General features: G+C 40.4%; 15 protein-coding genes and 2 pseudogenes. 7 read left to right on the forward strand and 10 right to left on the reverse strand.

Annotated elements, in window-relative coordinates:
* Positions 1 to 325: 325 nt before the first annotated feature.
* Positions 326 to 544, forward strand: a complete 219-nt coding sequence (locus KTI78_RS13845; protein ID WP_004702746.1) for a DUF1653 domain-containing protein — start codon at positions 326 to 328, stop codon at positions 542 to 544.
* A 45-nt stretch (positions 545 to 589) separates the two neighbouring features.
* Positions 590 to 1,177 carry an O-methyltransferase gene (locus KTI78_RS13850; RefSeq protein ID WP_262446424.1) on the forward strand — a complete coding sequence of 196 codons (588 nt, stop codon included), beginning with the start codon at positions 590 to 592 and terminating at the stop codon, positions 1,175 to 1,177.
* Between the two features lie 65 nt (positions 1,178 to 1,242).
* On the opposite strand, the gene KTI78_RS13855 is transcribed toward KTI78_RS13850, so the two are convergent.
* Together KTI78_RS13855 and ahpC are read right to left on the reverse strand one after the other, a co-directional pair.
* Positions 1,243 to 1,458: a KTSC domain-containing protein gene (locus KTI78_RS13855; protein ID WP_005070287.1), complete on the reverse strand. Its 216-nt coding sequence runs from the start codon at positions 1,456 to 1,458 to the stop codon at positions 1,243 to 1,245.
* Between the two features lie 194 nt (positions 1,459 to 1,652).
* The gene (ahpC, locus tag KTI78_RS13860) at positions 1,653 to 2,216 is read right to left on the reverse strand and encodes an alkyl hydroperoxide reductase subunit C (protein ID WP_003652649.1); all 564 of its coding nucleotides are present in this window, start codon (positions 2,214 to 2,216) and stop codon (positions 1,653 to 1,655) included.
* Between the two features lie 352 nt (positions 2,217 to 2,568).
* Here ahpC and hrpA point away from each other — a divergent pair, with 352 nt between their 5' ends.
* Positions 2,569 to 6,426, forward strand: coding sequence for an ATP-dependent RNA helicase HrpA (gene hrpA, locus KTI78_RS13865; protein ID WP_016141664.1), 3,858 nt, complete (start codon positions 2,569 to 2,571; stop codon positions 6,424 to 6,426).
* Between the two features lie 95 nt (positions 6,427 to 6,521).
* Positions 6,522 to 7,628 (forward strand): beta-ketoacyl-ACP synthase III, encoded by a 1,107-nt coding sequence (locus tag KTI78_RS13870; RefSeq protein WP_032004013.1) that lies wholly within the window; start codon positions 6,522 to 6,524, stop codon positions 7,626 to 7,628.
* A gap of 105 nt (positions 7,629 to 7,733) precedes the next feature.
* Here the strand turns inward: KTI78_RS13870 and KTI78_RS13875 are convergent, their stop codons facing one another.
* From KTI78_RS13875 to benA, 7 genes and pseudogenes are all read right to left on the reverse strand, one after another.
* Positions 7,734 to 8,996: an OprD family porin gene (locus KTI78_RS13875; protein WP_262446426.1), complete on the reverse strand. Its 1,263-nt coding sequence runs from the start codon at positions 8,994 to 8,996 to the stop codon at positions 7,734 to 7,736.
* Positions 8,997 to 9,040: 44 nt separating this feature from the next.
* Entirely contained in the window at positions 9,041 to 10,399 is a 1,359-nt protein-coding gene (locus KTI78_RS13880; protein ID WP_174765894.1) for an aromatic acid/H+ symport family MFS transporter, read from the reverse strand.
* A gap of 477 nt (positions 10,400 to 10,876) precedes the next feature.
* Entirely contained in the window at positions 10,877 to 12,070 is a 1,194-nt protein-coding gene (gene benE, locus KTI78_RS13885; RefSeq protein WP_262446427.1) for a benzoate/H(+) symporter BenE, read from the reverse strand.
* Positions 12,071 to 12,127: 57 nt separating this feature from the next.
* Positions 12,128 to 12,913, reverse strand: coding sequence for a 1,6-dihydroxycyclohexa-2,4-diene-1-carboxylate dehydrogenase (locus KTI78_RS13890; RefSeq protein WP_262446428.1), 786 nt, complete (start codon positions 12,911 to 12,913; stop codon positions 12,128 to 12,130).
* A gap of 21 nt (positions 12,914 to 12,934) precedes the next feature.
* Complete coding sequence (benC, locus tag KTI78_RS13895; RefSeq protein WP_262446429.1) at positions 12,935 to 13,951, reverse strand: benzoate 1,2-dioxygenase electron transfer component BenC; 1,017 nt, start codon at positions 13,949 to 13,951, stop codon at positions 12,935 to 12,937.
* 52 nt (positions 13,952 to 14,003) lie between these two features.
* Positions 14,004 to 14,523 (reverse strand): annotated as a pseudogene (benB, locus tag KTI78_RS13900) (benzoate 1,2-dioxygenase small subunit).
* Positions 14,520 to 15,902 carry a benzoate 1,2-dioxygenase large subunit gene (benA, locus tag KTI78_RS13905; RefSeq protein WP_031947818.1) on the reverse strand — a complete coding sequence of 461 codons (1,383 nt, stop codon included), beginning with the start codon at positions 15,900 to 15,902 and terminating at the stop codon, positions 14,520 to 14,522. The pseudogene benB and the gene benA overlap by 4 nt, the downstream one beginning before the upstream one ends.
* Before the next feature lie 104 nt (positions 15,903 to 16,006).
* Between benA and KTI78_RS13910 the strand changes: the two are divergent.
* Positions 16,007 to 16,137: pseudogene (locus KTI78_RS13910) on the forward strand (hypothetical protein).
* Between the two features lie 44 nt (positions 16,138 to 16,181).
* Positions 16,182 to 17,141 (forward strand): LysR family transcriptional regulator, encoded by a 960-nt coding sequence (locus tag KTI78_RS13915; protein ID WP_016141656.1) that lies wholly within the window; start codon positions 16,182 to 16,184, stop codon positions 17,139 to 17,141.
* A gap of 52 nt (positions 17,142 to 17,193) precedes the next feature.
* On the opposite strand, the gene KTI78_RS13920 is transcribed toward KTI78_RS13915, so the two are convergent.
* Positions 17,194 to 17,394: a heavy-metal-associated domain-containing protein gene (locus tag KTI78_RS13920; protein ID WP_079748319.1), complete on the reverse strand. Its 201-nt coding sequence runs from the start codon at positions 17,392 to 17,394 to the stop codon at positions 17,194 to 17,196.
* Positions 17,395 to 17,560: 166 nt separating this feature from the next.
* Between KTI78_RS13920 and KTI78_RS13925 the strand changes: the two genes are divergently transcribed.
* Entirely contained in the window at positions 17,561 to 20,032 is a 2,472-nt protein-coding gene (locus KTI78_RS13925; protein WP_262446432.1) for a heavy metal translocating P-type ATPase, read from the forward strand.
* The last annotated feature ends 13 nt before the right edge of the window (positions 20,033 to 20,045 follow it).

Raw genomic sequence — 20,045 nt, forward strand, 5'->3', positions numbered from 1 at the left:
TAATTCGATGGGACTTTCTAAACGTTCTAAATAAGCTTTTAATTGAGTTTTAATGTTTTGATCTAACATCTGTTTTTACTCCAATGCATCCAAATTCTTTCAATAGATGCATAGTACGTTAAAACATAGAATAGGTAAAACAGTATGTTTTTATATATTCAATCGGTTTTTTGAATTATTGAAAGCATTCATAAATAAGATCAATAATTTATCTCTAAAATACGCTTTTTGATCTTTTGTAGCGTTTTAAAGTGAAAGTATTTAAAAATTTATATATGTTATAGGGCTGTAAAGATTTTATGTCATAACATTAAAAGGTACTTTCATGTCATTGCAACGCGGCATTTATCAGCATTATAAAGGTAATCTCTATCAAGTTTTTTCTGTAGCAAAACACAGCGAGACTGAAGAAGAATTAGTCGTTTATCAGTGTCTTTATGGTGACTATTCAACTTGGGTACGTCCACTAGATATGTTTACTGAAACGGTTCAAATGGCTGATGGAAGTATCGTGCCGCGCTTTAAGTTAATTCAAAGCACTTAATTCAAACGGCTGTCATATAAAATAACGATTTTAAAGGGTGAATATATGCCAAATACTTTTTTCTTACAAAGAGTTGCCGATTTATATGACACCTTTAAACGACATGATGCCCAGCAGGCAGATCGTTTGCTAAGGTATCGCAATATTGAGGCTGAGTCTGCGAAACTGCTATCGCAATTTATTCGAATGCAGCAAGCCAAATCAATTTTAGAAATAGGGACTTCAACAGGTTATTCTACTTTATGGCTTGCTGAGGCGGCACAAGCAACTCACGGTAAAGTAACCACGCTTGAAATCGATGCCCATCGGAGTAATGAAGCGAAACGCCATGCGACTGAATTGGCATTAGATGAATTAGTTGATTTTTGGATAGGAGATGCAGCCGACTATTTAAAAGAAGCTCAGGAAACTTTCGATTTTATTTTATTAGATGCTGAGCGTCCTGCTTATGAGAATTATTGGCCAGATTTAAAACGTTTAATGAAGCCAAAAGGTGGCGTACTCATTATTGATAATGTCATTTCACATGCGGCTGAGGTCAGTTCATTCTTGTCTTTAATTAAAAAAGATGAAAATTTTATGAGCAGTATTTTACCCGTAGGCGCTGGTTTATGTATTGTAGTGGCGAGATAAGTCATTTAAAAATATGATTTAGTCGTTCATAAAGGCCTGTTCAACGCAGGCCTTACTTTATTAGGTTATGACGCATTGACTAAAGACAGGCGAGTAAAGTGTAAGTCGAATTCTAAATATTTATGTACAAAAGCAGCTTTGTCTGTTGAGCGTAATAAGTTGTCATAAATAAATTCTGGTACAGGATGATAAAGTTCGCCCGAACCATCGCTATAAAATATTTTTAGATGACGTGAAGTCGCATTGTATTTCCATGAAGTGACTGCCACAGTATTCGCCATAAATTTTTCCCCTTTTATTTCATATGATTTAAGCTCAAAAAATATCGGTTATTTATTCGACATTACTCAAACTTCATGTAATGGGGAAGGGCATAATTGTAAAAGTATCAGTAGAAAATGTGATGTGCTTATTCAAAACAAAAGAACCACCCGATGAGGGGTGGTTCTTTGAGTTTTTAAAATCTAATAAGAGATTAGATTTTACCAACTAGGTCGATAGATGGAGCAAGAGTTGCTTCGCCTTCTTTCCATTTAGCTGGGCAAACTTCACCTGGGTGAGCGTGTACGTATTGAGCAGCTTTTACTTTACGAAGAAGTTCAGATGCGTCACGGCCGATACCACCAGCGTTGAGTTCAACGATTTGGATTTTACCTTCTGGATCGATAACGAAAGTACCACGGTCAGCTAAACCTTCAGATTCGATAAGAACGTCGAAGTTTTTAGAAAGAGTCCAAGTTGGGTCACCAACTAATGGATATTGGATTTTTTTGATTTCTTCAGAAGTGTCGTGCCAAGCTTTGTGAGTGAAGTGTGTATCAGTAGATACAGCATAAATTTCAACACCAAGTTTTTGGAATTCAGCGTAGTTGTCAGCTAAGTCACCAAGTTCAGTTGGACAAACGAAAGTGAAGTCAGCTGGATAGAAGAATACAACAGACCATTTACCTTTAAGGTTAGTTTCGTTAACTTCAACAAATTGGCCGTTGTGGTAAGCAGTTGCTTGGAATGGTTTAACTTCAGTATTAATCAAGCTCATCATTGTCTCCATGATTGAGGTTTATATTTAAACTTGTTTACGAGATCTAGAATAAATAAAAATTCTTTATTGGGGAAATAGTATTTTTACATGACTAAAATCGGAAAATCGAATAAGTGATAAATTTACGATTTTTAAGTCCCCAAACACTGTATTCGATTTGACTGCAAAAACATGTAAATCAAATGACAGTTATCGTAAAAGAAACTTGCCTAACAACATGAAGTCTAGTGAGACAAAATTCAAGGGCAAAATTTTAAAAAATTAAAAATATATAAAAACCCAACTGTTTTACCTTATGGTCATTAGAGCGTAAAATAGAGGATTGTTGTATTTTCAGGAAAATTTGTCTGTGCAGAATGATTTAAATATTGATCAGTGGGTGATGGCAAGAGATCGTTACCGTTTAAATCGTTTGCGTAAAGATAAAAAAGCCAATGCAGCAGAGATTGAAAAATTATTTGAACAATCTAATGCCAAAGTAAGACAGCGATTTGAACGTCTCCCTAAAATTAAACTGAATCAGGATTTACCTGTTTCTCAATATGCTGATCGTTTAATTGATGCAATTCAAAAGCATCAGGTCATTATTGTGGCGGGTGAGACGGGTTCGGGTAAAACCACACAGCTTCCTCAGATTGCAATGTTAGCAGGCCGTGGCTTAACCGGTATGATTGGACATACTCAACCACGTCGTTTAGCTGCGCGTAGTGTTTCTCAACGTATCGCAGAAGAAGTTGGCGAAAAGCTTGGCGAATCGATTGGTTTTAAAATTCGTTTTAATGAACAAGGTTCGCAAGATTCAATTGTACGGTTAATGACCGATGGTATTTTGCTTGCCGAGTTAGGCAATGACCGCTTCTTGTCTAAATATGACACGATCATTATTGATGAAGCGCATGAACGCTCACTCAATATCGATTTTATTATGGGTTATTTAAAGCAGTTACTGCCAAAACGCCCAGATCTAAAAGTGATTGTGACTTCGGCAACTTTAGATGTAAATCGTTTTAGTAACTACTTTAATAATGCACCAGTTTTTGAAGTAGAAGGTCGTAGTTATCCTGTCGAAGTGCTTTATCGCCCAATTTCAGAAATGAATATTGGCGGCAGTGATGACGATGAGTTTGATGATTTTGAAGAAAACCTTCCTCGTGCAGTTGTACAAGCGGTAGAAGAATGCTTTGCGGATGCAGAGGCAAAAGGTCATCCAGAACATGCCGATATTCTGATTTTCTCAAGCACAGAGCAAGAAATTCGTGAGTTGCAGGAAACGTTGCAAAAGTACGGACCAAGACATACCGAAATTTTACCGTTGTATGCACGCTTAGCTGTTTCTGAACAACAAAAGATTTTTAGTCCGGGTGGAAAAGGTCGTCGTATTATTATTGCGACGAACGTAGCCGAAACTGCACTTACGGTTCCAAATATTCGTTATGTGATTGATAGTGGTTTTGCTCGTATATCGCGTTATAACTACCGTTCACGTGTACAACGCTTACCAATTGAAGCCATTTCTCAAGCCGCAGCCAATCAGCGTAAAGGGCGTTGTGGTCGTATTGCTCCAGGTGTGTGTATTCGTTTATATAGCGAAGAAGATTTTTTAAGTCGCCCTGAGTTTACCGAACCTGAAATTAAACGAACCAACTTGGCTTCGGTTATTTTGCAAATGCAGAGCTTAGGGTTAGGTGAGTTAGAAAACTTCGATTTTATTGAGCCACCAGATTTCCGCCTTGTAAATGATGGCCGTAAACTGTTGATTGAGTTAGGTGCCCTTAACGAGAAGAAAAATGAGCTGACCAAAGTTGGGCAAATGATGGCACGTATGCCAATTGACCCACGACTTGCTCGTATGATTATTGGTGGTGCGCATTTTGGTGTGCTCAAAGAAATCTTAATTGTAGTGAGTGCTTTAGCTGTTCAGGACCCGCGTGAGCGTCCGGCAGATAAACAGATGCAAGCTGACCAAAAACATGCATTATTCCGCGAGGCAGATTCAGATTTTCTGTTTTATTTGAAACTTTGGGAGACTTTAAATCCTAAAGGTGAAGCAGGGATGTCTGAAAATAAACGACGTCAATTTGCCAAGCAGCATTTCTTAAGCTGGTTGCGTTTACGTGAATGGAAACAGACACACCAGCAATTGGTTGAGTTAGCCGAAGGCTTAAAACTTAGTTTTAATGAAAAAGCTGCAAATTATGAAAACTTGCATCGTGCGTTGCTGACAGGTTTATTATCGTTCATTGCCAATAAAACTGATGAACGAAATACCTTTATGGCAGTGCGCCAGCAAAAGGCTAAAGTTTTCCCTGCGAGTACTTTGCATAAAACCAATACCTCTTGGGTGATGGCTTTTGAGATGGTCGAAACCTCTCAAGTGTACTTACGTACTTTAGCCAAAATTGACCCTGAATGGATTTTGCTTGCTGCACGTGATTTATTGAAATATCACTATTTTGAGCCGCATTGGTCTAAGAAAGCTGGGATCGTAAATGCATATGCACAAATTTCGTTGTTTGGTTTAATTATTGAGCCGAAACGGTTAATTAATTTTGAGAAAGTTGATCAGCCTGCTGCCCATGAGATTTTCTTACGCGATGCATTAACCACGGGTAACTTGGGTACGATTCCACCATTTTTAAAACACAACTTACTTAAGCTTGAAGAAGTAGAGCGAGTTGAAGATAAATTGCGTCGTCGTGATTTAGTGGTCGATGAAGAAACGATTTATCAGTTTTATGCGTCTAAAATTCCGGAAGAAATTGCGAGCCGTCGTAGCTTTGAAGACTGGCGTGCCACAGTAGAAGCAAATAATCCACGTTATTTATTTATTGACGATGAGGCGCTTTGGCTCAATGACCGACCAACAACGCAGCAATTTCCAGATCATTTGCACAATGGTCAGCTACGTTTAGCAACCACATATCATTTTGACCCGAGCCATGACGAAGATGGTGCAACTGTTCAAATTCCTGTGCAGGCGCTGCCTCAGGTTGATGAAAATATTTGGTCATGGGGAATTCCGGGTTGGCGCCAAGATTTAATTGAGGCTTTACTTAAAGCTTTACCAAAAGACAAGCGTCGTAATGTGGTGCCAATTCCTGATACAGCCCGTAAGCTCATGCAAGGCATTGATGCTGTACATTTACGTGAACATATTTTCAGTTATTTAGCTTTTGCCTTGCGTGGTGAGCAAATTACCGAAAAAGATTTTTCGTTTGAACGTATTGACCCATATTTGGTGCCTTTCATTAAAGTGATTGATGAAAAAGGCAAGCTGATTGCTAAAGGTCGTGATTTACCTGAGTTAAAAGCGCGTTGCCGCGTGGAAACACATCGTCCAGTCAAACAGCAAAAAGGTGAGTTTAAAGACTTTCCTGAAAACTTTACTTTCGAGGCTTCTCATAAAGTTACGGGCGTTGTAGTCAAACAATATCAGGCTTTAGTACCGACCAAGGCTTTTGCTGAGCTCGAAGCTAAAGATGAGTCAGGCATTGTTATTCAAACGTTTAACGATCAAGCTGAGGCGATTAAACAGCATCGCGAAGGGATTATTCGTCTGGTTCATATGCAGCTTGGTGACTTGGTTCGCCAGTTGAAAAAGCAGATTTCAAAACCGCTCGCGTTGGCTTATTCACCTTTAGGAGATAAAGCTAAGCTTGAGCAGATGTTGGTCTATGCAACCTTGCAAATGGCAATTACGACTTTGCCCATTAACGCTGATGAATTTAATAAGCTGCTAGATCAGGTCAAAAAGCAATTTTTGAGTCATGGGCAGCAAGCACTTGAGCAATTAAGTGATATTTATATTCAATGGCAGCAAATTCGCCGTCAGCTTTTAGTGCTTGATCCAGATGTGTTTGGACGCAGTATTGATGATATTGAAGATCAACTAGATCTCATGTCACTTGGCAATTTTGTTTACCGCCAACCGGTTGATCTTTGGCAGGAATACCCGCGTTATTTAAAAGCATTGCTATTGCGTTTAGATCGATTGCCAAATAATCTACAGCGAGATCATGCTGCTATTGACGATGTCGATCCATGGATGGACAAGGTATTTAAATTCAAAAACAATCCAAAAATCAAAGAATTGTATTTGATGTTGGAAGAATTCCGCATTTCTTTATTTTCTCAACCGATGAAAACCAAGATGCCTATTTCGCCAACTCGACTGCAAAAGTTATGGGATCGTTTGGGAATCAGTTAAGATAGATCGGGGTCTGTTTATGTTGTTGTTTAGCCTACAACGCAATTTATAAATGAAATATTAACAGACCCTATTCATTTTTTTAGGAGTTTTACATGGGCATTCGTATCACAGGTACTGGGTTATTTCACCCAACAGAAATCATTTCTAATGAAGAACTGGCCGACAGTTTAAATGCTTATGTGGAACAATATAACCAAGAGAATGCAGAGAAAATTGCAGCAGGTGAGCTAGAAGAGTTACGTGGTTCAAGTGCTGAATTTATTGAAAAAGCATCTGGTATTAAGCGCCGTTACGTGATTGAAAAATCGGGTATTCTCGATCCAAATCGCTTGCGTCCTCGTTTGTCTGAACGTTCAAATGATGAACTTTCACTTCAAGCAGAGTGGGGCGTGATTGCTGCGAAGCAGGCAATGGAAAATGCAGGCGTAACTGCTGAAGATATCGATGTTGTAATTTTGGCATGTTCAAACATGCAGCGTGCTTATCCGGCAGTAGCGATTGAAATTCAGTCGGCTCTTGGTATTCAAGGTTATGCCTACGACATGAACGTTGCATGTTCAGCTGCTACTTTTGGTTTGAAACAAGCAGCTGATGCAATTCGCTCAGGCGCTCGCCGTGTTTTATTGGTAAATGTCGAGATTACTTCTGGTCACTTAGACTATCGTAACCGTGATTGCCACTTCATTTTTGGTGATGTTGCGACTGCTTCTATTATTGAAGAAACCACGACTAAAACTGGTTTTGAAATTTTAGATATTCATTTATTTACTCAATTTTCAAACAACATTCGCAATAACTTCGGTTTCTTAAACCGTAGTGAAGATGCAGTGGTTGATGACAAGTTATTCCGTCAAGATGGCCGCAAAGTATTTAAAGATGTTTGTCCGTTAGTGGCAAAAATTATTAATGCACAGTTGGAAAAAATGCAGTTAACTGCAAACGATATTAAGCGTTTCTGGTTACACCAAGCCAATGCCAACATGAATGAATTAATCTTGAAATATGTGGCTGGTAAAGAGGCAGATTTAAGCCGTGCACCAATTATTCTAGATGAGTTTGCTAATACCTCATCAGCAGGTGTGATTATTGCTTTACACCGTACAGGCCATGAAGTGGATGATGGCGAATATGGCGTGATTTCATCTTTCGGTGCCGGTTATTCAGTCGGTTCGATCGTTGTACAAAAGCACGTTGCTTAAGTTGCAAAGTTAATTAAAAACGCTCGTAAGAGCGTTTTTTTTATGAGCGAAATCATATAAAAAAAGCGAACCAACATTGGCCCGCTGAGATTAAATCAAAAGTTATTAAAACTTTTTGGTGTAGTTTACAAACAAGCGGTCTTCACCAAAGTCATTGCCGTGTTTTACGTTGTAATCAATGCGAATATATTGCAGAGCAATGCCTTTTAAGAAAGGCTGTTGAAATGCATAGTTTAAAATCACATTTGACTCGGTTTCATAGTTTTTCTCACCGTTGGCTGCTTTAAAATCATGGCCATACACATATTTCACCATCGCATTTAGGCCCGGGACATAGTCTTTAAAGTCATAGCCGTACATCACATGGTAAGACTTTTCGTCTTCTTTAAAGAAACCCGTTGCATTCCAGTTAATGAAATAAGTCTCTGGTAAAAAACCATCTGGTAAGGGATAGGCAGATTCACCCATAATTTGTTGGTATCCCAACCCAAAGGTATGATTTTTTACTTTGAGTGTTTCTAACACCCCAATGTTTTGCGCATCAATATCAAAAGTATTGCCGTCATTTTTAGCATTGAAGTACTTAAACTTAGAAGTAAGCGCAAAGTTAGGTTGTTTCCAATTATGCTCAAGTCCAACATAGTGTTTGTTGTAGAGGTCTTCCAAATTACCAAAGTAATATTCGCCTTTGAGTGAAGGTGTAAATTGATAGCGCAGGTCAATGTAATTTAAACCATCAGATTCTTTGGTAATGCCATTTGCAGTAAATGAAAACTTTTTAAAGTCTTCTTCATTTCGTGGAGAGACTTTTTCAACCCGACCAATTTCTGCATAAAGCTGATCTGAAAGTTGTGATTTAAGATTGCTTCCCCAATAAGAGGCAAGTAGTTGTCGGCTCGCATCGACAGCTGTTACAGGTAAGTCTAGCCAGAGTTCACCGACACTTAAAAGGGTTTTGTCATAGCCCAGCTTTAATGTTGCACCATATTTTAAAAAGTCAGATGCTTGAGATTGCGTTTCCTTGTTAAAAGGTAAGACCGTGTCCGCAACATGTTTATCTGAACTCAAGCGTACGGCGTATTGAACAGAAGCATCGGCGCCAATCGTGATTGGCTTGTCTGCTATGACTAGTGGAGTGTCATGCATTTTCGATTTATAAAATAGCGATGCTGCCTGAGACCAACTGCCGGTATCTTTGAGTGCATCATTATCAAAATTACGGTTGATATAAGCATTCTTTAGCGTGAATTTCCATTCATCTTCGCTTTGTTGAGCCGTATCTGCTGCCCATAAACTTGAGCTAGTCAAGAAACCTAATAATGTTGCTATTGCTAAATTACATGGTTTAAAGCGGTGTAATAATTCCATAATCCATTTCCAAAAAGATGCGCCAGTCCTCGGCGCATTTATATTTACTGCTGAGTAAGTGTGTTTTGAGGGTTAAAAGTTGATGGAGTTTGTGCAGCAACAGAGGCTTTAAGATTGACCATAAATATTGCAAGTGCAGCAATCACACCCGGAATTGCAATCGCTAAGAAATTCATTTGATGAGGAAGCTCAAATGTGAGTAGAGCTCCGGTTAAAACTGGTCCGATAATCGCGCCAATACGTCCAATTCCAGATGCCCAGCCCATGCCAGTTGAACGAAGTGCTGTTGGATAGAACTGTGCAACGAAAGTGTAGAGTAAGATTTGAGAACCAATTGTGGCAGCACCAGCAATTGCAATCAGGCTATATAAAATAAATTGTGGACTATTAATGCCAAGCAGAATTAAAGCGGCTGATCCCACAATGAACATAATGGTAATAACAGGTTTTAAATGGAATCTGTCTGCTAAAGCACCACCACCAATTGCACCCACCATGCCGCCAATATTGAGCGCAAACAGGAACAACATGCTCGCACCTAATGAATAGCCTGCTTGCAGCATGAGTTTAGGTAACCAGCTTCCTAAGGCATACACCATGAGTAAGCACATAAAGAAAGCAATCCAGAACATAAATGTGCTGAAAGTACGGCCTTGTTGGAAAAGTGCACGGACAGGTGCATCTGTCGTTGTACTTTCATTTAACACCAGTTGAGTATTGGCGTTTACCTGCGTTTCTGGTGCAATTTTACTCACAATACTTTTTGCCTGTTCGCTATGGTTAGATTTCACTAAAAAGGCGAGAGACTCTGGCAAAAATTTCCAAATGAGTGGCAGTAATAACAGGGGAATACCTGCAATTAAAAACATGATTTGCCAGCCCATATCTTTCACCAGCCATGCGCCGAGTAGAGCAGATGTCATGCCCCCAATTGCATAGCCACTAAACATAATTGCGACCAAGGTACTGCGGATTTTTTTTGGTGCATATTCGGTCATAAGTGCCACAACGTTTGGCATGACACCGCCAATCCCAAGACCTGCAATAAAGCGCAAAATAGCAAATTCAGTTGGCCCTTTAGCAAAGGCACCCATAAAGGTAAATCCGCTAAATAAGGTGACACAAATTAGAATAGTCTTTTTACGTCCCAGTTTGTCTGAAAGTGTGCCGAAAATCATGGCACCGAACATCATCCCGAATAGCGCAGCACTGGCGAGTAAACCAGCTTCTACCGCAGTTAACGACCATTGCTGCATTAATAGAGGAAGAGCAACCCCATAAATAACTAAATCATATCCATCAAAAATAATAATAAGTAAGCACCAGATTAAAACTTTCCAATGAAAAGATGTAAAACTGGCTTTATCAATTAACTCATTAATATTAACCTTACTCGTATCCATTTTCTTCACCTCCAATTTGTGAAGCATCGCGTTATTTTTTAATAAACTATTTTGTTATTGGATTAGAGTCAAAAACCTAATTGATATATCTTTATGTCTTTTAGGTATCTTATTTTTGTTGATTTAAATAATTGAAAAATATAATTTATTTTAATTGGTCGAGTTGGTCTTATTACAATGTTTAAAATGGAGTTGAATATTGTATTATGAGAATTCTAAGGGTTTTATAGATGTTTTTTTATAGATTTTATTGATGAGAATCACAGTTGAAAATATAGATAGGTTTATATTATGAATTGAAGCGAAAATATAAAAATAAAATACTAAAGTCTATTATTTAATTATTTTAAAGATTTATCTTAAAAATGAAATTTAATTTATATTCAATAAAAAATCACCAAATCAGAATGAGCAAATTATTTGCTGTCTAATTTGGCGATTTAAGCTTTATTTTAGCTGGGGATTTAAATAAAAAACTTAATTTGTGATGGGAGCTGATCGTGGTGTAAGAATGAAATGGGCGATTACACCAATACAAATACCCCAAAAAACTGAGCTTAAGCCAAGAAAATGCATGCCTGATGCCGTCGCTAAAAAGGTAATAAGTGCGGCATCACGTTGACGGTCATTTTTCATGGCAACAGAAATATTGGTGGCAATGGCACCTAACAAAGCTAAACCAGCCAGTGCTGCAACCAACTCTTTAGGAAGTAGGCTAAAGAGCATGACAATACTGCCAGCAAATAAGCCTCCTAAAATATAAAAAATTCCGTTGGCGATTCCTGCGATATAGCGTTTTTCTTTCAGCTCATGTGCATCTTTGCCCATACATAAAGCAGCGGTAATTGAGGCAAGCACAATCGTAATACCACCGACGCAAGCAACAGCTAAAGAGGCAATACTGGTGACAGTAATAATGGGTTTGGCTGGAGTGTCGTAACCGCTGAGTTTCATAATTGCCATACCCGGTAAAAATTGGCCGGTTAGGCTGACTAAAATGAGAGGAACAGCGAGGTTGAGCGTTGAGTTCCATGTCCATTCTGGGCTAATCCATTGCGGGATCGCTAAACTAAAACTCACATCAACTGGATTCATTTTGCCTAAAATAAGGCTTAATAAAACTCCAGCAGCTAACACCCAAATCATGGTGTAGCGCGGCATTAAACGTTTGGCAATTAAAAAGACAATAAGCATGCTAAAGACAATAAAAGGCATGCTATCAGATGCAGTAAATAGGCCAATACCGAATTGAAAAAGAATACCTGCCATCATGCCGGCAGCGACGTCTTGTGGAATCCATTTAAGTAGCTTGTCGAAGTAACCTGTAACGCCAATTAAAAAAATAACGATGGCAGAAGTAATATAGGCAGCTACTGCTTCATTCAGTGAGACGTTTGGAAACAGGGTAACCAATAGGGCAGTGCCTGGTGCAGACCATGCGGTTATGACAGGCGTTTTATATTTAATTGAAAGATAAATACCTGAAACGGCGGCACCAATTGAAATTCCCCAAATCCATGACACCATCATATCGGTTGAGACATGGGCACGCTGAGCAGCTTGGAAAAAAATAATCAGTGGGCCTGAGTAAGAAATTAAAACTGCAAGAAAGCCAGCAACTGTTGCTGATATGGACCAGTCATTTTTTAATGTCTTTAACAGGGTTGCCATGTGTGATTGCCTCCATGCAAATCATATTATTTACCCAATCATGCAAAAAGATCAGGGTTAACCCTGATCTCCACCTCCGACCGAAATAACTGATCCAGTCATATACGATGCTTCATCTGATGCAAGAAATAAAATTGCATTTACTTGTTCTTGAATTGTGCCATAACGGCCCATAAATGTTCGATCTATTGTTTGATCAACCACTTGCTGCATCCAGTCTTTTTCATTTTGACTTAATGGGTTGATGTTACGTGGTACTTTCCGAGGTGGCGCTTCGGTTCCACCAGTCGCAACAGCATTGACTCGAATCCCATCTTTAGCATGTTCAAAAGCAAGCGATGCTGTTAGAGCATTTACACCGCCCTTAGATGCAGAATAGGGAATACGATTAATACCACGGGTTGCAATGGAAGATACATTTACAATAACCCCCGATTGTTGCTTAATCATGGCGGGCAACACAGCGCGGCAGCACCATAAAGTTGGAAACAATGAGCGATTCACTTCCTTAATGATCTCTTCTTCAGAAAACTCTTCAAAAGGTTTCATCCAGATCGCGCCGCCTACGTTATTAATCAGGATATCTACCCGACCATAGTGTTCAATGGCTTTTGCAACAACCGCTTGCGCACCTGCATAGGTTTCAAGGTCAGCATTAATCGTGACAGCATCGCCACCTGTGTTCTGAATTTCTTTAAGAACGTCTTCAACATATTCAGAGCGGTCAGCCATGATGACTTGTCCGCCTTCTGCTGCGACTTGTAGTGCCACGCCACGGCCAATGCCTTGAGCACTACCTGTAACAATTACAACTTTATCGGTAAATCTTTGACGGTTTGACATAGATCACTTCTCCACCTTGAGTTAGTTTGCAGAGAATTTTTCAAACAGGAAGCTAGCAGGTTTGATATTTTCAGTTTCTAACCAGCCACGAACAGCTTCTACCATTGGCACTGGGCCACATAGATAAACATCGACATCACCACCGTTTAACCATCCACTTTCAATATGCCCAGTGACATAGCCTTTACGGTCATGAGTACTCTCAGAGCTTGCAACTACAGTTCGATATTCAAACCATGAGAATTTCGCCTGTAACTCATCAAGCTTTTCTAAAGCAACCAAATCAAAGTCATTGGTGACACCAAAAACTAAACGAACAGGCTGTTCTGAACCTTTTTCTTCAAGCACTTGTAACATCGACATAAATGGGGCAATGCCGGTACCGCCTGCGAGCATCAGCACTGGGCGTGCTACATTACGTAAATAGAAGCTACCGAATGGACCGGTAAACGTCATTTTGTCGCCAGCTTTGGCATTTTTACTTAAGAATTCACTCATTTTTCCGTTCGGTACGTTGCGTACTACAAAGCCCGTTAAGCGATTGCCCGGTTTTGAGCTAAACGAATATGAACGCGTTTCGCCAGTTTCAGGAATTGCAACATTTACATACTGACCTGCAAGGAAATGAATATCCGGTTGACCTTCATCAAGTTGAATATCAAATGTGATGGTTGAGTCTGATAAATTTTCAACGCGGGCTAATGTGCCTTGGAAGCTATGAATTTCTGTTTTGCAAACATCTGACGACGCTTGAATTTGGAATACCGCATCTGAAGTTGGTCGACATTGGCACGCAAGAATATAACCTTGCTCAGCTTCTTCTGGGGTTAATGCATCTTCAATATAGGTTTCTTCTGGCATGTCATAATGACCGGACTCACAAAAAGCGCGGCAAGTTCCACATGCACCATCACGGCAATCCAAAGGAATATTAATTTTTTGGCGATAGGCTGCGTCAGATAAGGTTTCGCCCTGAGCTACGTTAATGAAACGTGTAACACCATCTTCAAATTGAAGTGCAACATTGTGGTTTGACATGGCATGTATCCTACAAAATATTTGAAACTTTTACCCTCAGCCAACAGTCCGTTTAACTGAGGGGGTATGTCTTAAAGGTGGTAGATATCAATCACTTGGTTGATGTAGTCATTTTTCAAAACGACATACTTGCTCAAGATTTTTGGTTGATCACCTGAAAAATCAATCACATAACGTGACATACCGAAATAGCTGTAATTTGTCTTGTAACGGAAACTCAAGGTATTCCAGTTAAAGCGAATAGTGACTTTGTCACCATCGCGCTCTACGACTTCAATGTTGGCAATATTGTGGCTTGTGCGTGTGTCCGGCATGGTTGCAGATGAGCGCTCGGTTTTAATACGGAATACTCGATCTTCTAAACCTTGACGGTCCGGATAATAAATAAGTGAAATTTCAGATTGCGGATCTTCAGTTAATCTGTCGTCATCATCCCAAGCTGGCATCCAGAAAGATGCTTCCGGTGCATAGCATTCAAGCCAGTCATCCCATTGTTCATCATCTAAAAAACGAGCTTCACGATAGAGAAACTGAGCAATATTTTCTAAAGTTGCTTTGTCTTGAGCACTCATGCTGTTTCTCCCTGATCAGCAATTTCTTTCTCTGATGCAATCGCATGTTTCATGGTCTGTAACCAATATTGATGTTGGGCAAGATAAAGACCTTCATCTTCAGTTTTAATCCCACTTAACATGGGTTTTAAACCAATTTCGTTTGCTGCATCATCTGGTCCATAAATCCAGTGTTTTGAACCACGGCACATGTCATTCCACTCAAGTGCAATACCTGCGTAGCCTGCCTGACAAGCACGGAATTCTTCTAAATCGTCTGGTGTTGCCATGCCTGAAGCATTGAAGAAATCTTCATATTGGCGGATACGACGTGCACGAGCTTCGGGTGCTTCGCCTTTAGGCGCGATACAGTAAATGGTGACTTCGGTTCTATTGACAGAAAGCGGGCGAAGTACACGAATTTGCGAACCGAACTGATCCATCAAATAAACGTTTGGATAGAGACACAAGTTACGTGAACGCTCAATCATCCATTTCGACATCGCTTCACCGTATTTTTCGGTGTATTCGTCTGCTTTCGGGAAGTTTGGACGGTCTTCTGGGTTTGCCCATTGTGTCCAAAGCAGCATGTGGCCATTTTCAAAGCCATAAGAACCACCGCCTTGTTTACCCCAAGAACCTGCACTCATCGCGCGGATGTTATCGGCAGCTTGAGTTTCTTTACGGTGTTGAGTTGTTGCTGCATAGTTCCAGTGAACAGCAGAAACGTGGTAACCATCGGCGCCATTTTCGGCAGTGAGTTTCCAGTTACCTTCGTAGGTATACGTAGATGAACCACGTAAAACTTCAAGGCCATGTTCAGACTGATCAACAATCATGTCGATGATTTTGGTGGTTTCACCCAAGAACTCTTCAAGTGACGGAACGTCGGGATTTAAGCTACCGAATAAGAAGCCTTTGTAGCTCTCAAAACGAGCCACTTTTTTCAGGTCATGTGAGCCGTCTTGGTTAAAACAGTCAGAATAGCCTGCTTCACTTGGATCTTTAACCTTGAGTAATTTACCCGAGTTATTAAACGTCCAACCGTGAAAAGGGCAGGTATATGTTGCTTTGTTACCACGTTTGTATCGGCAAAGTTGTGCTCCGCGGTGTGAACACGCATTGATCATGGCATTGAGTTCGCCGTTACGGTTACGGGCAATAATGACCGGCTGACGACCAATGTGCGTGGTGTAATAGTCATTATTGTTTGGAATTTGGCTTTCGTGTGCTAAATAAACCCAATTCCCTTCAAAGATATATTTCATTTCGAGGTCGAATAAGGCTTCGTCAGTAAACACTGAGCGATGAAGTTTAAATTCACCTGTATCGATGTTATCGACAAGTAATTCATCAATACGGTCAAGATGGCTAGTATTGATTACAGGAATACGTGGCATGTCCGTTCTCCGACTTTCCAAAAGTGTGGAAGTCACCAAGGCCTTAGCTACTCTTAAAGGTCTTGATATCCTAATATTGTCAATGAAGCGCCTGAGTGCGCTGGGTGTTTAACCGTGAATTGATGAAGATGAATCACGGGAAGGTTGGCAAGAAGGCTTTTTTCACCAAGCGATTCATCACTTCATCGGTTTGTTGCTTGTATATACCTTAAAAGAATGGTTAAACTGTGTCTAAGACTGAATTTGCATTTTTTTATATCTTAAAGGTATGGAAGCCTGATGGAACTAAGACATTTACGGTATTTTGTGGCTGTTGTTGAAGAACAGAGCTTTACAAAGGCGGCCGAAAAACTATTTATTGCTCAACCACCTTTGAGTCGACAGATTCAAAATCTAGAAAGTGAGCTTGGAATTCAACTGTTTGAGCGCGGAAGCCGTCCTTTACAGACAACCCCAGCCGGACATTTCTTTTATCAGCACGCTGTTAAACTTTTGTCGAATGCTGAAGAAATAAAAAGTATGACCAAGCGTATTGGTCTCATTGAAAGAAGTATGACCATTGGTTTTGTTGGGTCTTTGCTCTACGGTTTACTGCCACGAATTATCTATTTATTTCGTCAACAGCAACCTCATCTGAACATTCAACTCATGGAGTTAAGTACAACCGAACAGTTACAGGCATTAAAGGAAGGACGTATTGATGTCGGGTTTGGTCGTTTAAGAATTAGCGACCCTGCTGTGAGACGTATTCTTTTACGTAAAGAGCGTTTGGTGGTTGCCGCGCATACGAGTCATCCCATAGCTCAACGTACGGAAGGGGTATATCTAGCTGACTTGATTGATGAAAAGATGTTTATGTATCCCACATCGCCTAAACCTAATTTTTCTACTCAGCTTTTAAACATCTTTGCCGAGCATAGTTTGGTTCCGAAAAATTTGCATGAAATACGCGAAATTCAATTGGCTCTGGGCCTAGTCGCAGCGGGAGAAGGGATTTGTATTATTCCAGCAAGTGCCGACACCATCCGTTTTCCTCATTTAAACTACATTCCGATTTTAGATAACGGCGCAGTCAGCCCAATTTTCATTACTGCACGCGCAATGGACCGAAGTGAAGACTTACAGCTTTTATTTGACTGTATTTATCAAGTTTATGATTTAGAAGGTATTCCATATAAACGCACCGTTTTTACGCTCGATCAGAACCCGATAGATGATTCAAACGGTATTGATTTTTAAATAAAGTGAATGCATAGCCCCAAAGGTTGAAGCTATGCAAAATATTGATATTTTATTGCACTTGAGCTGGGAAACCATCTTCTTCAAGTGCTTCAGTAATTTTATCGACGCTTTCACTGCTTTCAACAGTCACGATTTTTGTTGCTAAGTCTACATCTACTTTTGCATTTGGATCGACATCTTGAATCGTCGCAGTCACACCACGAGCGCAACCGCCACAAGTCATATTTTCAATAAGTAATTTCATATTCATACTCCATCAAGAACGAGATATTTGTTTGGATAACACTGAGTCTAAACCTTGTCATGATTGTAAGGTCAAGACCAATTTTTTTAAAAAATATGCTTGACCTTCCCATGATGGGAATCTGTATGCTCGATACAGAATATTAAATTTTGCAGATTTGCAGAGGTGTTTGATGGACTCAAAAAACACAAAATTGCCAGCATATAGTGAAACACTTCCAATCGAAGGCATGACCTGTGCCTCCTGTGTAGGTCGTGTCGAAAAAGCACTTAAGAAAGTTGAAAATGTAGAGATTGCTAACGTTAATTTGGCAACAGAAAAAGCCGTTGTTTATTCAAATCAACCAATTCAACGCGAAGCACTGGTTAAAGCAGTTGAACGGGCGGGTTACGATGTGCCAAAAGCTGCACCATTAGAGTTGTCTATTGAAGGCATGACTTGTGCATCTTGTGTTGCACGTGTTGAAAAAGCGCTTAAAAAAGTAGACGGCGTTCAAGAAGCAACCGTCAACTTAGCAACAGAACAGGCTTGGGTACAAGCAGATGCATCAGTCAATGTTGAAAATCTTATTCGCGCCGTTAAAAAAGCAGGTTACGACGCGAAAGCATCTGAAAAAAATCAAGATGAGCAACTCGACAAAAAAGCGTCTGAGTTAGATCAGCTTAAAAAAGATTTAATCATTTCGATTGTGTTGGCCTTACCTGTGTTTATTTTGGAAATGGGTTCACATCTCATTCCAGCTTTTCACATGTGGGTCATGCACACCATTGGTCAATATAACAGCTGGCTTTTACAGTTTGTTTTGACCACATTAGTACTTGTTTTTCCGGGTCGCCGTTTTTATCAAAAAGGGATTCCAGCCTTATGGCGTTTAGCACCCGATATGAACTCGCTGGTTGCTGTTGGAACCTTGGCTGCCTACAGTTTTTCGGTTGTGGCAACCTTCATGCCACAGGTATTACCCCAAGGCACGGTCAATGTTTACTTTGAAGCGGCTGCCGTTATTGTCAGTTTAATTTTGCTTGGGCGATATTTTGAAGCCAAAGCTAAAGGACGAACCTCGCAAGCTATTCAACATTTAGTGGGAATGCAGCCTAAAACTGCCCGCATCCAGCGTGATGGTCAAGTAGTAGAAGTTGCTGTTGCTGAAGTGGTCAGTGGAACTATTGTAGAAATTCGTCCGGGTGAGCGTGTGCCAGTCGATGGTGAAGTAGTCGAAGGACACAGCTACATTGATGAATCTATGATTACGGGTGAGCCTGTTCCTGTTGAAAAGAGAGTAGGACAGCAGGTGGTGGGTGGTACAGTCAATCAGAACGGTACTCTAAACATTCGGGCAACCGCCGTTGGTTCTTCGTCTGTACTTTCACAAATTATACGCATGGTTGAGCAGGCCCAAGGTTCTAAACTTCCAATTCAGGGCTTAGTCGATAAAGTCACCATGTGGTTTGTACCGGCTGTCATGCTCATTGCTGCAATTACTTTCTTGGCTTGGTTTATTTTTGGGCCAGAACCTGCGCTCACTTTTGGTTTAGTGAATGCCGTTGCAGTACTCATTATTGCGTGTCCTTGTGCGATGGGACTTGCAACACCAACTTCTATTATGGTTGGTACTGGACGTGGTGCTGAGTTAGGTGTCTTGTTCCGCAAAGGTGAAGCTTTGCAGCTTTTACAAGAAGCACAAGTGGTTGCCGTTGATAAGACGGGCACACTTACCGAGGGTAAACCGACACTGACAGACTTTAATGTGCAATCAGGTTTTGAACGTAAACAAGTGCTGGCTTTAGTTGCCTCTGTCGAAGCCAAATCTGAACATCCAATTGCTCTCGCCATTGTTCAAGCAGCAGAAAGCGAAGGCCTAAACTTATTACCCGTAACAGCATTTAACTCGATTACAGGTTCAGGTATTGAGGCGGAAGTTTCAGGTCAAAAAGTACAAATTGGCGCAGACCGTTATATGCATCAACTTGGTTTAGATACCCACTCATTCCAAGTGATTGCGGCTCAGTTAGGTGAAGAGGGCAAAACACCACTTTATGTTGCCATTGACCAGCAACTTGCAGCAATTATTGCCGTGGCAGACCCAATTAAAGAAACAACCTATGCAGCGATTGAGGCCTTACATCAGCTTGGGTTAAAGGTTGCCATGATTACTGGAGACAACCGTCATACGGCGCAAGCCATTGCCAAGAAGCTAAAAATTGATGAAGTCGTGGCCGAGGTTTTACCCGAAGGCAAAGTCGATACAGTCCGCCAACTGCAAAAACAATATGGTCGCTTAGCTTTCGTTGGTGACGGTATTAACGATGCACCAGCCTTGGCACAAGCGGACGTGGGCTTAGCTATTGGTACGGGCACAGATGTTGCGATTGAAGCAGCCGATGTTGTGCTCATGTCAGGCAGTTTAAAAGGTGTACCAAACGCAATTGCGCTAAGTAAAGCCACTATCCGAAACATACGTCAAAACCTGTTCTGGGCATTTGTATATAACGTTGCTCTGATTCCAATAGCAGCAGGAGCGCTATATCCAGCATTTGGTGTATTACTTTCACCTATGTTTGCAGCAGGCGCGATGGCACTTTCTTCGGTTTTTGTTTTAGGCAATGCGTTACGCTTAAAACATTTTCATGCGCCAGTAGAGTAAGGGTGCTGAAAAT

Source organism: Acinetobacter sp. WU_MDCI_Abxe161 (assembly GCF_025514355.1).
In the GTDB taxonomy this organism is placed as follows: Bacteria; Pseudomonadota; Gammaproteobacteria; order Pseudomonadales; family Moraxellaceae; genus Acinetobacter; species Acinetobacter pittii_E.